This window comes from Longispora sp. NPDC051575 (genome assembly GCF_040681875.1).
Classification (GTDB): domain Bacteria; phylum Actinomycetota; class Actinomycetes; order Mycobacteriales; family Micromonosporaceae; genus Longispora.
Window position 1 is genome coordinate 140,381 of sequence record NZ_JBFAZP010000007.1, and the last position, 12,912, is coordinate 153,292.

The window sequence follows — 12,912 nt, forward strand, 5'->3', positions numbered from 1 at the left end:
CAAGTTGCCGTCTGCAAGGCCCGTGCACGGATCGGGCCGGTAGACGCCCACAGGTAGAGCCGAAGACTTGCTGCGGCGCCCGCGCCGGGGTCGGTGGTCATCTCCCGGCGAACTGCGGACCGCAGATGTCCGTGAGCAGCTTCATGACCCCGGAGTCAGAGCCGACGTAGAGAACCAGGACCCGCTCCGCGCGGTAGAAGTGGGGCGGCTCGTTCCACAGAATCTTCGTCAGCTTGGGGTTGCCGTCCGCGTCGAGCCCGGACGCGTCTTCGCTGATCGTCGCCGCCGCGTCATAGTCATAGGACTCGACTACCGCCGTCCCGCCTATCCCACCGCCGCTGACCTTAAGCTGGATTCCCGCCCCGCGCAGGAACAGCTGCTGCACCGTGTTCCCGATCTGCACCGTGACCCCGCGGCCGCGAAGGTTGTTCACCAGGCTCACGTGGTCGACCACCTTCCCGTCGCTGCTGACGACGACAGACGTCGAAGACGGCTCGCCCTTCGGGGCACCAGCCGGCCCCTGACCTGCACACGCGGACAACCCCGCAGCCACCAGCAGCACCACGCCAATCCTGACGAGCGATCGCATGAAATCTCCTCCTACCCGCAGTAGTAGTCAGTCTGACGAGTCCGCAACGGGATCGGTTCCCCATGCCGGGCGCGGCGTCTATGCCTCAGCCGCGTCGTCGCTGACCTGACGGCTACTCATGCCACGGAGGCTCGGTAGAGGCGGCCAGGGGATGAGGTTGGCCTGTCATGCCGGCCAGCGCGGCTGCGACGGCTTGCAGATCGGCTTTGATGTAGGTGGTGGTGGCAGGTCCGACGGAGTCGGTGTGTCCGGCGTAGGCGCGGGCGACCCCGTAGCCGAAGTGGCGTTCGACCCAGGTGAGTGTCGTGTGGCGCAGCCAGTGGGTGGAGATGCCCTGGACCGCGACCCAGGGCACGCGCTCACCGATGCGTTTCCACAGGTGGTCGTAACGCCGGCTCGTGATCGCCTGGCCGTTGCGGTAGCGCAGCAGCTTGTCGGTGGGCAGGACCGCTCCCCGGGCCCGGGCGTGGGTGTCGAGGTGTTCGGCGAGTTGCAGGGTGATGGGCTGCCAGCGTTCGGTGCCGCCCTTCTCGCGGAGCCGGACGAGGCCGTTGCGCACGTCGAGGTCGATCAGCCGCACGCGAGGGCGCCGCCGCGTCGGCACGCGGTCTCGGTATGCAGGCGCAGCAGGAGCGCGTCGAGGATGACGTCGTTGCCGCTGGTGCGCGCGGCGAGGTTGATCTCCTCCAACTCTCGGGGCGTGAGCGCGCGGCGGGTGCTGGGCAGGCGGCGGGGTTTGGCGACCCGGTGGGCGGGGCTGTCGGCGGCGTCGATCAGTCCGTCGGCGATGGCGCGGGTGTAGATCGCGCGGGCGGCGGCGATGACGTGCTCGCCGGCGTGGCGGCCGTTGCGGCTGTTGCGCCGGGAGCGGGCGGTGGTGGCCATCTGGTGTTGCATGGCCTCGATGTCACTGGCAGAGACACCGTTGAATGGCCGCTCGCCCCAGGCGGCGGCCATCCGGGCCCAGTAGGTGCCGCAGGTACGCTGGGCTCCGGGGCCGGCTGCGGCTGCAACCTGAGGTAGGTACTCGGCGATCGTCGGCAGCCCGGGGTGCTCTGCGATGTCGGCGGCCAGATCGGCAAGCGTAATGCCGAGCTGGGCGAGGAGCTGGCGCGCGGTCGTGATCCGCGCCGGGTCAGCAGACATCGCCTGCTCCGGTGATCCGCGCGTGTAGGCCGGCGAGCAGGCTGGCCACGGTTCCGGCCGAATGGATCACGAGCAGATCGTGCTCGACCATCGCGGCGAGCAGCACTGACTGCCCCGGCACGATGCCGCACATATCGCGCAACGCGCTGGGCAGAGCCAGTTCCCGCCGTCCGCCGACGACGTGGAGTCCTGAGGGGTTGCCGCTGACGATCAGTGCCCCACCGCGGGTGTCCATGTCGACCGGACGGCCCGGACCCCAGCGCAGCGCCGCCAACAGGGTGCGTTCGGTGATACGTCCGGAGCGGTCGGGCCGTGCCATGCCGAGCAGGAACTGCGAGCCGGGGTACGTCGGCTGGCGCAGGACCGCCAGCGCGGGAAGCGTCGCCGGACACGGATAAGCTTTGTGGGGTGCGGTGGGCACGAGCGCGCCGATGAGCTGCTCGTCGAGCCGCCGGGGAACTGGATTCATACGGCGCATCGTCGCCACCGCACCGAGGGCCGGCCGGACTCCAGGTCCGACAGGGGATGCTCGCGCCGTTCAAGGGTGCGTTGGGCGAGGCCCCGCCGCGTCAACCACCCCGACGCGCATAGGGCGTCAAAGGTGGTGGAACTACACCAAATCTGGTGTCCGAGGGGGGATTTAACCCCTACGGCTGGGATCCGCCACATGTGGCGGGTGTTCATGTGGCTTAGAATACCTACTATAAGGTACGGCAGTCAATTGTGAGTAGCTCTCGTTCCAGGTGGGCATGTCGTAAACGGACCACTGCGCGGGGGTGTCTTCTGGGCCCGCCATGCGGTTCAAGGAAGGCGCCGGTGAAGCGGATTCCGGCATGGAGGATGGTCGCGATTGTGGGCTCGCCGTTGTTTGAGATCGCTCATTCAGCGTTGGGCGGTGCTGCACTAGGGCCGTTGTCCGCTGATACGCAGATCGTTTGCGTGGGGCGCAGGACCGTCACGCTCGTCCTCGATACTCTGTGGACGGCGGCCGCGACCGGGGTCGATGAGCGCAGATGTACGTGAGGGGAACGTAAGGCAGTTGATCGATCCCAGTCGGGATCCCCACGGACCGTGAGTCTTCCGCTATTCTGCGTGGATGCTGCCGAGCCTGCGTCCAAGCGATGCGACGGCGGCGCAACTGATCATGACGGTCAAGCAGCCGGATGACTCGGGGGCGCAGACCGCAGACCGTTTCGAATGGCAAGCTGCGATGGCAGCCGCTGATGGATTGAGCCTTCTTCACGCCTCGCTCAGCGGTGGCAGCCTGTCGGCCGAAGCCGATACCCGCCGAATCGTGTGCGAATATCACGAGGACTGGGTCGTCGTGTGTGACGATCAAGCCGAGCTGATCTCTTGCAAGCATAAAGATCCTTCATTTGGTGCGTACCCGACGCTCAACTCGCTTCTCACCGACGGAGGACTGGCGCACCTGTTCGGCCGCTGGTGTGCGATGGAGCAGAAGGCGACTTGCAGACTGGTAACCACAGCGGGTCTGCATTCCTCGAAACCTCCGCAGGCACTGGAGGCCCTGGCTGAGAGGCTGCGCGAACAGCGCCTGGCCGGGCAGGTGTTGACCGTAGAGCATCCGTTCAACAAGGTCGCCGGGGACTTCGCCAAGGAGTTGCTAGGCCACGCGGAGAAGTTTCCGGTTGAGTGGCGTGAGTGTGCTGCGACGGGCGTCCTTACGGCTGAACTTCATGCCCAAGTGGCGACGTTTCTGTCGGTCCTTGTGCTCGATCATGGCAGACCAGCACGTAGTGTTCTTTCGGACGCGGCGCCGACGAGGTACGCCCGGCCTGTGCTAGTCAGCATGGGCCTGGATACACAGTGCGCCGAAGCGGCTTGGGAGCTAGTCCTGGCATTGTTTCGGACCCGGATGCGCGCGGCCGGCCCTCGTCCTGAAGGCGGGCTTCCAGAGGTCATTCCCTTCCCGTTGGGCGCGTCCACTCCCGGGGCCGCAGAGATGGAACGCAAGCTGCGCGGCCGGATCGTCGCACTCGCCGATATCAAGATCGCAATCGAAACGGCAGTGGCCGCGCCTGGCGGCTACAGGCCACTGCCTCGGTGGGAACTACTCAACCGGCTGGGCGTCAAGATGGCCGTGGGTGGCTGTGCGGACAACTCGATCGCGCGTGCAGATGTGTTGCGCAGGGACTACGAGGAGCTGTGGCGGATCCGGATCGCCGTTGACCCCGCCGCTCGTGCCGACCAAGATCAGATTCGGCGGAAGCTCTTACGCATTGCGGACGAGGCCACCCAGGCTGTGGCCCGAGCAGATGCCATGTGGGGCGTGGACCTGTGGCGTGAGCTTCAGAGCCGGATTGACTCCGCGCTTCCAGATCGATGGTCTGAACTCGTCGACGCCGACTTGCGCTTGGGCGGAGTCTGCGAGCAGGCCAACCATTGCCACGTGTGGTTCAGTCCCAGCTTCGACGTCAAGGCTGAGATTGAACGGCGTCGCATGAAGCAGGGTTCGGCTACATGAACGCGGAGGAGCGCGCGCGTCATCTGGCTCTTTTACGCGAGGACTTGGCCTACCACCAGGCCAGGGTGCTCCTGCTGGTCGATAGCGTCTGCACGACCAAAGGTCACTTGGGCAAGCTCGACGGGCTAACGAAGCTGGCCAAGCTGGACTTCCTTCTGCGGTACCCGGCGCTGGGGTCCGTCGTCCTTCCACACCTGGACGGAGAAGATCCCCGGTTGCGGCTCTCGTCGGACGATCGTGCCGAGCCCACCGAAGTGGAGGCACCGATGATCCGCTACAAATACGGCCCATGGGACGACCGGTACTACCCAGTCATCGGCGCGCTCGTCGCCCGCGGCCTCCTGCGGTATGCGCCGGCGAGGAAGGGCAGCGTCGCGCTCAAGACCACTCCTGCAGGCCGTAAACTTGCCCTTCAGTTCGCGGCCTCTCCTCAATGGGCCGACGTCGGCACACGCTGCCAGGCTATCGCTGAAGCGACGGTCGGTATGACGGGAAACGCGTTGAAGGACCTCATTTACGGTGCTCTGGCTGAGCTTCTCGACCGCCCCCACAGGCAGGTAATCCGATGACCACGATCTTCCGACTGATGGCCGTAACCCTCGGCACCACGGAGGGCGAAGTCCGCTACGAGTTCCCGTCGGATCTCACGGTGCTTGCCGGCCCTACAGGGGTTGGCAAGACGACACTGCTGGAGCTGATTAAATTCGGCTTTGGCGGCAACGGGATGCTCGCCACCGTAGTCGAGGAGTCTGTCGGTGAAGTCGTGCTGGACATGCGCGTCGGTAGCGAAAGCTATCGTCTGTCCCGAAGTACAGATTCGAAAAAAAGAAACGTAGTACGCGTGTATGACCTGTTCACCCGAGAACGGCTTCCCGATCACAATATCGGCGAGGATGAGCCACGGCTGAACACCCTGCTTATGTCTGCTCTCGGGCTTCCCGACGACATGCGGGCAGCGGCGAAGGGGAGCACCAAAAAAGGCACTCGCATTTCGTTTAACGACATCCTTTCTTTCATGTATATTCCGCAGGACGAGATCAACCGCGAAATCGCCGGGTCGCGAGACACCTATCTCGCCCCCAAGCGGAAAGCCGTATTCAAGCTGCTCTTCGGCCTCACCAGCGAAGGCCTCCTCAAACTCTCCACAGAGCTGAACGATCTAAATTCACAGATCGAGAAAGCAAAAAGTGACAACGCCGCTGTGCGATCATTTTTGCAAGGCAGCAACACGACTTCTCGCGAAGCCGCCGAGCAGGCCACTAGTGCCGCCGCCGCAGACGAACGCGAAGCCACAGGCGAACTCCTGGCGTTGCGCGAACAGCTCGACCCCGTGGTTGACCGCCATACCCAAGTTTTGTGTGACCTTCTCGTGGACGCGGAGCGCACGCTCGCCGAGGCCTACGCAGGAGCGGGAGTCCTGGAACGCAGCGCGACGGAGTACGCGAAGGAGCGCAAAAGGCTCCAGGCAGATGTTGATCGACTGCAGCGGATGGCAGCGGCCGGAGAACGGTTGGCAGACTTCGAGTTCGTTGTCTGCCCCCGTTGCATGCAATCCCTTGAGCGCGACCTACCTGCCGATCGCTGTCGGCTGTGTGCCCAACACGACCCTCTGGATTTCGCGCCCAGTCCAGTTGACTCCTATGAGACACGCCAGCTCCAGGAACAGCTAGATGAGGTCGATAAGCAGCGAGAAGCGATCGCAATGCAGATCACCGCGACGACTTCTGTCGTCAACGACCGAGCTGAACTGGTCCACCGCCTCACCGTGCAGATTGATGAGCGCACGCGCGATCGCGTCACGCCCCGTCTTCAGGCGTTCAGCGACGCCACGTCAAAGATTGCAACCGCCCGCGCGCTTCAGCAACACTTCGAGACCGTACTCCGCCAGTGGGATCGAGTCGGCGATCTGCAACTCGCAGAGGATGAACTTAGGGCACAGCGTGAAACAGTGAGTGCGGCCATCGAGCGCGGCGAACTCGCGATGAGTGAACGCCACGATGAAATCCTCGACGAATTGGACGCGGAGTTTCAAGATGCCGTAGCTCAACTAGCCATTCCGTCAGTCAAGGAAGCCAAAATTGACCGCGGGAACTACTTGCCGATGCTCAACGGCAAGCTGTTCTCTAAAATCAGTCGTGGCGGTGGCATTATAACCGCGACGCAGATCGCATACTGGTCCGCCCTGCTGGCGGTTGCCCTTCGGCAACGCGACACCCGGTATCCAGCTTTCTTACTTATCGACAGCCCACGCCTGGCACTCAACACTGCGGAACGGACTGCCGCCGCCCTGTATCGCCGCCTGGTAACGCAGGCGGACGCCAACCCAGGGAAAGTGCAGATGATCATCGCCGACAATGAGTTGCCCAGTACCTACAGAGGCGAGTTCGACGAGATCGACTTCGATTACACGTCGCCGACTGTAAGTACTATCGAACATCCAGGCCCAGCTGGCGTGCAACTGCTCCGGCAGGACAACACCGGCGAGGCAGAATGAGCCTTACCCTGTCGTAGTTTGTACTGTTCAACAGGTTGTTCGGCGTTGCGGGGCATTGGAGCTGAATGATTTGCATCGTCCAGTCAGCGCTTCGCTTCGGCGGTACGTCGGAGCTGCCGCCGATGTCGCCCGGGCGGACGACAGTGGAGGTACCGTGTGCTGCTATGACGCGCGCCAAGCGACATCACTACGTGCCAGCCTCCTACCTCGCCCGTTTCGGCGAGAATGGTTCGGTCCTGGTGCGTCGCCGCGGCAAGTCGACGATGTACCCGACCAACGTCAAGAACGTCGCTGTCGAGGGCGGCTTCTATGAAATCACGGGGGATGACGGCCAGCCGAGCGACTCCGTCGAGCGAGCACTCGCCGGATTGGAGAGCAAGGCCCTGACCGCGTTGACCGGCGTGGAGCAGAGCCAGCGGTTGCCATCTCCTGGTTCGAGCGACCGGGAGGCGTTGGCTACGTTCCTGGCCGTGCAGTTCACCCGCACGCCCCTCAACCGGGAACGCATCATGTTTCCCGTGCGGGTGGCCCGATACGCGGGTGACAGGGAGATCGACGCAACGCTGATGGCGGAGTACCTGGAGCGGGAGCATCTCGGCTTCCGACCACAGGACAGCGAGGTACGCGGCGCACTCGACTTGACGCAGTACATGCTCGGCGAACGCGAGTTCTTCACGAAGGACAACGCGATTCGGTTAGCGTTTAGTGCCGTCGAGCCGCTGGAGCGGGTCATTCTTGGGATGCACTGGAGCTTGGAGGTCGCACGCAAGCCCCGGCTCGTCACCTCGGACGCGCCGCTCGTCTTGTGGCGTCCACCGACGTCCCGTGCCCAGTTTGAGGGACTGGGCCTGAACAACGCCGAAGAGGTTCGATTTCCGATCAACCCGGCAATGCAACTTCTACTCACACACCAGGTCCGGGAGCCGGTGACGCGGATCGAACCGGACCGCGTGAGGGCTTGCAACGCCGACTTGGCGTCGGCGTGCTATCAGGTCGTGGTGGGTCACCCTCAACGGGAACGCCAGTTGCGCCTGCTCGAACTGCGCGCACGACGCCCGGTCGTTAGATTCAACACCGGGCCGGGTTACAGGACGATGCCGGACGGCACCAGCGAATACATGGGCGAAATCCTGCACTCCTGGGTACCTTGGCACTGACAACGACGAGTGGCCCACTGCGGGGCTGTGCGAAAGGCGATTCACACTGACTTTCCCGGCCGGTTCCGTGCGCCGAACTGTGGTTCCGGAACCGACCGGGAGGCGTCACCGTGCCGAGGGCCAGTGGGCCGTCGGGGTGACGTCCTACGAAACGTGGGAGCTCGATAGGTGGGCTGATGAGCTTGGCCGCGTAGAGCCTCAGACCATCCCTATGTGACGTCGCGTCGCACCGTGGTGGTGATGGCGGCTGCGGCGAAGGCGGCCCCGTAGCAGGCCAGGAGCGCGGCCGCGCCCCATTGCGAGAGTCCGTCGGCCACGGCGGCGGGCAGGCGGCCGAGAGCCGAGCCGGCGTTGAAGGGCAGCCATCGGGCGAGGTCGGTGCCGAGGAGTTGTCCTACGACGCCCTCCACGACGGCGAGCCATGCCAGTGCTGCGGCGATGGCTGTGGTGAGGTTGCGTAGCAGTGCGCCGACTCCGACGCCGATGGCTGCGAAGGCGGCGTTCCAGAAGAGGTCTCCGGTGAGGGTGCGCCACAGTTCCTGATCCGACCAGTCCATCGTCCCGCCTCGGCCGGTGATCCACAGCGCGGTGGCGGTCAGGGAGACGGCGGAGCCGACGAGGCCGAAGCCGATGCCGGCCGTGGTGTAGACGGCCAGTTTGGCGGCGATGACTCTGCCGCGGCGGGGTGTGGCGAGGTAGGTGTCGGTGATGGTCTTGTGCCGGTACTCCCCGGCGACGGCCATGATGCCCAGGACGAGTGGGAACAGGGACGCGACGCCGACGTGCGCGACGGCGCCGGCCGCGATGGACTGGTCGTTGATGTCGCCGGTGCTGAGCCGGCCGGCGACGCCGGCGATGATCAGGACTTGCGCGGCGGCCAGCAGCAGCCAGGGGCTGCGGACGGTGCGGAGTTTGAGGATCTCGTTGCCGATCAGGGTGGGCATCAGGACTCCTTCAGCGCGGAGGCGACCGGGGCGCCGGTCAGTCGCAGGAACGCGGCTTCCAGGGCGGGCCCGGAGTCGGCGAGCTCGGCCAGCGGTCCGGTGAAACGCAGGCTGCCCTCGTGAACGATGACGACGCGGTCGACGGTCTGGGCGACTTCTGACAGCACGTGGCTGGAGACGATGACGGTCCGGCCCTGTCGGGCGAGGTCGCGCAGGAGTTCGCGCAGCCAGGCCATGCCGGCGGGGTCGAGGCCGTTGCCGGGTTCGTCGAGGATCACCACCTCCGGGTCGCCGAGCAGTGCGACGGCCAGGCCGAGGCGTTGACGCATTCCCAGGGAGTAGCCGCCGACGCGGCGGTCGGCGGCGTCTGTGAGGCCGACCTGGTCGAGGACCTCATCGACGCGGGCGGCGGACAGCTCCGCCACCTGGGCGGCGATCCGCAGGTGGTCGCGGCCCCTGCGCCCGGAGTGGAATCCGGCCGCTTCGAGCACGGCGCCAACGGTTCGCCGGGGGTGAGGGAGCCGGTCGTAGCGCAGACCGCCGATCAGCGCCTCGCCGGCGCTCGGTGCGATGAGGCCCAGCATCATCCGCAAGGTGGTGGTCTTGCCCGCGCCGTTGGGGCCGAGGAACGCGGTCACCTGCCCGGCGGGGACGTCGAAGGTCAACTCGCGGACTGCGGTGACCGGGCCGAAGCGTTTGCTGAGCCCCCGGACGGAGATGTCAGCCATGGCGTACCCCAATGTTCATGATCTCGATGGGCCAGCGGCGCACCGCCGGCCGGGACGGCTTCACAGTGCCCGCAAGCTCCCGGCTGGGGCGTCGCCCTGCTGCGGCATCTTGCGGCTACCACGGGCGCGGTATGCGATCTACCCCAGCCAGCCGACGCCGATTGGCGGGCCGTCGGCCTACGGTGTGGGTATGCATGTCCTGAGCCGTCGGCACGCCAACATCGTGATCGCGGTGGTGGTGTGGGCGGTGGTGGTCGCGACGACCGCGGCCCGTCAGCCGGTCGACGGGGTCGCTGTGCTGCTGGGCGCGTTGGCGTGCGCTCCGCTGGCGGGCCGGCAGCGGTACCCGTTCGCGGTGCTGGTCGTCAGCGCCGTCGCGGCCGAGGCGTATTTCGTGCATTACCCGGCTCATCAGGGCTCGGTGGTGCTTGCCGCCCCGCTGATCGCCCTGTACACCCTGGCTGAGGCCACCACCCGGCGCCGGGCGCTGATCATCGGGGTACTGGCGGTGCTGGCGTTCGTCGGCTTCCACGCGCTCATCCGACCGACGGTGTGGTTGGGGGCCGACAACATCGCCCTCGCCGCGCTCGGCGGCCTGGCGGTCGCAGCCGGCGACGCGTCTCGCAACCGGCGCGCCTACCTGGCGGAGGCCCAGGCCCGCGCCGCCCACGCCGAGGCTGACCGCGAAGCGGAGGCGCAGCGGCGGGTCACCGAGGACCGGCTGCGTATCGCCCGCGACCTGCACGATGCCGTCGGTCACCACCTCGCCCTGATCCACGTCCAGGCCGGGGTTGTCGCGCACGTGCTCGACGATCCGCCGCGCCCGGCGCGTGAAGCCCTCGAGCACATCCGGGTCGCCAGCAAGGCCGCCCTGGGCGAACTGGGCGACACGATCGTGCTGCTGCGCCAACCGGGCGATCCGGCCGCGCCGGTACAGCCCGTTGTGGGGCTGGCCGGACTGGACGAGCTTCTCGGGTCGTTTCGACGCGCGGGCCTGGTCGTCACCGAGCAGGTCGTGGGAACCGTCCGTCCGGTTCCCGGGGGCGCTGACCTCACCGGCTACCGGATCATCCAGGAGGCGCTGACCAACGTGCGCAAACACGCCGGGATCCCCGACGTCACGGTGCGGCTGACCTACCGGCCTGACACCCTGCGCATCGACGTCGACAACGCCCCACCCGACCGGCCCGCCGACCCAGACCGGGGCGCGGGACTCGGGCTGATCGGGATGCGCGAACGGGTCACCGCCCTCGGCGGCACGTTGCGCGCTGGGCCACGCCCTGACGGTGGATACCGCGTCACAGCGGAACTTCCCGCGCCCTCGGCGGCTGCGACATGACCATTCGGGTACTGCTCGCCGACGACCAACCGCTGATCCGCAGCGGATTCGCGTTCTTCATCGACACCGCCGCCGACCTGTCCCTGGCCGGCGAGGCCGCCACCGGCCGGGAGGCCGTCGAACTCGCCAGGACCACCCGCGCGGACGTGGTGGTGATGGACATCCGGATGCCCGACCTCGACGGACTGGCCGCGACCCGGCTGATCACCGCCGACCCCGACCTCGCCGGGGTCCGGGTGCTCATCCTGACCACCTTCGAAGTCGACGAGTACGTCTTCGCCGCACTGCGCGCCGGCGCCAGCGGCTTCCTCGGCAAGAGCGCCGAACCCGCCGAACTCCTCGACGCGATCCGCACCGTGCACCGCGGCGAACAACTACTGTCGCCGACCGCGACGCGGAGCCTGATCACCCGCTTCCTCAGCCAACCCGAACCGGGCACCCCCACACCAGCCGTCATGGACTCACTCACCGGCCGGGAACGGGAGGTCTTGGTTCTCGTGGCCCGAGGCCTGTCCAACGACGACATCGCCGCCCGGCTGGTCGTGAGCCCGCACACCGTCAAGACCCACGTCAACCGGGCCATGACCAAACTGGGCGTCCACGACCGAGCCCAGCTCGTGATCGCCGCCTACGAGGGCGGACTGATCCAGCCCACCCGCCGGGTCGAGCCACCGTCGAACAACTAGCGAAGTGCCGCGCCTGGCAGCCTGCGGGCTGTTTCTGCGCGCCCGGGCGTTTCAGCGTGGCAGCCGACCAGGGGTCGAGGGGCTCAGGATTTCTGCCGTCGTCGCCGTGGGGCGGGGCGGCCACAGCAGCCGTGCGGCGATGGCGCCGAGCAGGGTGAGCGTGGCGAGGGCGAGGCTGGTGGTGGTGATCCCGGCCTGGGTGGCCAGCCACCCGGCGAGGGGGTAGGTGATCAGCCAGCAGGCGTGGGAGAGGGAGAACTGGGCGGCGAACGCGGCCGGGCGAGCGGTGGGGGTGACGTGCTGGTTGAGGAGCCGGCCGGTGGGGGTGGACACCGCCGCGCTGAGCGCGCCGAGGACAGCCCACACCGCCAGCACCGGTACCCACGCCAGGTCGGCACGCAGGTTCAGCACGGCGGGCAGTGCGAGCAGGGGTGCGGTGAGGGCGAGGGCGGCGGTGGTCATCACCGTGCGGTCGGTGGCGGTCCGCAGGAGCCGGGGCAGGAGGAGCGCGGTGGTGATGGACCCGGCTCCGTAGCAGGCCAGGGCGATGCCGACGGCGGAGGCGGGTTTGTGGAGGGTGTCGCGGACGATGGTGATGGTGTTGACGTAGACCATGGCTCCGGCGGCGGCGACGGCCAGGTCGAGGGCGAGGAGGCCGCGCAGGGCGCCGGTGGTGGCGAACAGGCGGATGCCGGAGGTCGCCGCCGCGTACATTCCGGCTTGTTCGGTGTCCGGTGGCCGGGGTAGGGCGGCGGAGACGACGAGGGCGGCTGAGGCGAGGAATCCCAGGGTGGTTCCGATGAACAGGCCGCTGTAGCTGATGACGGTGAGCAGGGCGGCGGCAAGTGCCGGGGACAGCAGGCTCTCGATGTCGTACGCCATCTTCGACAGGGACAGGGCCTGGGTGTAGTCGCGCTCATCGGGCAGGACGTCGGGGATCGCGGCCTGGAAGGTCGGGGTGAACAGGGCGGACGCGGCCTGGAGCACGAAGACGAGTGCGTAGATCTGCCAGACCGTTCCGACGAACGGCAACGCGAGGGCTACGGCTGCGCGGAGGAGGTCGGAGCCGACCATGACGGTGCGGCGGGGTACCCGTCCGGCGAGGGCTCCGGCGAGGGGACCGAGGGTGACGTAGGCGATCATCTTGATCGCAAGGGCCGTGCCCAGCACGCTGGCGGCCCGGGGACCGGCGATGTCATAGGCCAGCAGGGCCAGCGCGACGGTGGCAAGACCTGTGCCGATCAGCGCGATGACCTGGGCGGTGAACAGGCGCCGGTAGACCCGGTGGCGCAGGACGGACAGCATGCGGAAGTCCTTCCGGGCAGGGTGGGGGAAGGCCCGGCG

At 66.9% G+C, this 12,912-nt stretch carries 13 protein-coding genes; 6 read left to right on the forward strand and 7 right to left on the reverse strand.

Annotated features, from left to right (window positions below):
* Positions 1–97 precede the first annotated feature (97 nt).
* The 4 genes from AB0M43_RS21465 to AB0M43_RS21480 form a co-directional block, all read right to left on the reverse strand.
* Complete coding sequence (locus tag AB0M43_RS21465; protein ID WP_363727263.1) at positions 98–589, reverse strand: hypothetical protein; 492 nt, start codon at positions 587–589, stop codon at positions 98–100.
* Between the two features lie 112 nt (positions 590–701).
* A complete protein-coding gene (locus AB0M43_RS21470; protein WP_363727265.1) occupies positions 702–1,169 on the reverse strand; it encodes a tyrosine-type recombinase/integrase in 468 nt (155 codons plus the stop codon).
* Entirely contained in the window at positions 1,160–1,735 is a 576-nt protein-coding gene (locus AB0M43_RS21475) for a hypothetical protein (RefSeq protein ID WP_363727267.1), read from the reverse strand. Before AB0M43_RS21475 ends, AB0M43_RS21470 begins: the two co-directional genes overlap by 10 nt.
* Positions 1,725–2,204 (reverse strand): hypothetical protein, encoded by a 480-nt coding sequence (locus tag AB0M43_RS21480; RefSeq protein WP_363727269.1) that lies wholly within the window; start codon positions 2,202–2,204, stop codon positions 1,725–1,727. Before AB0M43_RS21480 ends, AB0M43_RS21475 begins: the two co-directional genes overlap by 11 nt.
* Before the next feature lie 627 nt (positions 2,205–2,831).
* Here AB0M43_RS21480 and AB0M43_RS21485 point away from each other — a divergent pair.
* The 4 genes from AB0M43_RS21485 (at position 2,832) to AB0M43_RS21500 (ending at position 7,871) form a co-directional block, all read left to right on the forward strand.
* Entirely contained in the window at positions 2,832–4,220 is a 1,389-nt protein-coding gene (locus AB0M43_RS21485; protein WP_363727271.1) for a hypothetical protein, read from the forward strand.
* Positions 4,217–4,789: a hypothetical protein gene (locus AB0M43_RS21490; protein ID WP_363727273.1), complete on the forward strand. Its 573-nt coding sequence runs from the start codon at positions 4,217–4,219 to the stop codon at positions 4,787–4,789. The genes AB0M43_RS21485 and AB0M43_RS21490 overlap by 4 nt, the downstream gene beginning before the upstream one ends.
* The gene (locus AB0M43_RS21495; protein WP_363727275.1) at positions 4,786–6,714 is read left to right on the forward strand and encodes an AAA family ATPase; all 1,929 of its coding nucleotides are present in this window, start codon (positions 4,786–4,788) and stop codon (positions 6,712–6,714) included. Before AB0M43_RS21490 ends, AB0M43_RS21495 begins: the two co-directional genes overlap by 4 nt.
* 164 nt (positions 6,715–6,878) lie before the next feature.
* Positions 6,879–7,871: a DUF4238 domain-containing protein gene (locus AB0M43_RS21500; protein ID WP_363727277.1), complete on the forward strand. Its 993-nt coding sequence runs from the start codon at positions 6,879–6,881 to the stop codon at positions 7,869–7,871.
* Positions 7,872–8,080: 209 nt separating this feature from the next.
* On the opposite strand, the gene AB0M43_RS21505 is transcribed toward AB0M43_RS21500, so the two are convergent.
* Both AB0M43_RS21505 and AB0M43_RS21510 read right to left on the reverse strand, forming a co-directional pair.
* Complete coding sequence (locus tag AB0M43_RS21505) at positions 8,081–8,815, reverse strand: ABC transporter permease (RefSeq protein ID WP_363727278.1); 735 nt, start codon at positions 8,813–8,815, stop codon at positions 8,081–8,083.
* The gene (locus AB0M43_RS21510; protein ID WP_363727280.1) at positions 8,815–9,543 is read right to left on the reverse strand and encodes an ABC transporter ATP-binding protein; all 729 of its coding nucleotides are present in this window, start codon (positions 9,541–9,543) and stop codon (positions 8,815–8,817) included. Before AB0M43_RS21510 ends, AB0M43_RS21505 begins: the two co-directional genes overlap by 1 nt.
* A gap of 190 nt (positions 9,544–9,733) precedes the next feature.
* Here AB0M43_RS21510 and AB0M43_RS21515 point away from each other — a divergent pair, with 190 nt between their 5' ends.
* Together AB0M43_RS21515 and AB0M43_RS21520 are read left to right on the forward strand one after the other, a co-directional pair.
* On the forward strand, positions 9,734–10,882 hold the full coding sequence (locus AB0M43_RS21515; RefSeq protein WP_363727282.1) for a histidine kinase: 1,149 nt from the start codon (positions 9,734–9,736) through the stop codon (positions 10,880–10,882).
* A complete protein-coding gene (locus AB0M43_RS21520; protein ID WP_363727283.1) occupies positions 10,879–11,568 on the forward strand; it encodes a response regulator transcription factor in 690 nt (229 codons plus the stop codon). The genes AB0M43_RS21515 and AB0M43_RS21520 overlap by 4 nt, the downstream gene beginning before the upstream one ends.
* 51 nt (positions 11,569–11,619) lie before the next feature.
* On the opposite strand, the gene AB0M43_RS21525 is transcribed toward AB0M43_RS21520, so the two are convergent.
* Positions 11,620–12,873, reverse strand: a complete 1,254-nt coding sequence (locus AB0M43_RS21525; RefSeq protein ID WP_363727285.1) for an MFS transporter — start codon at positions 12,871–12,873, stop codon at positions 11,620–11,622.
* Positions 12,874–12,912 lie beyond the last annotated feature (39 nt).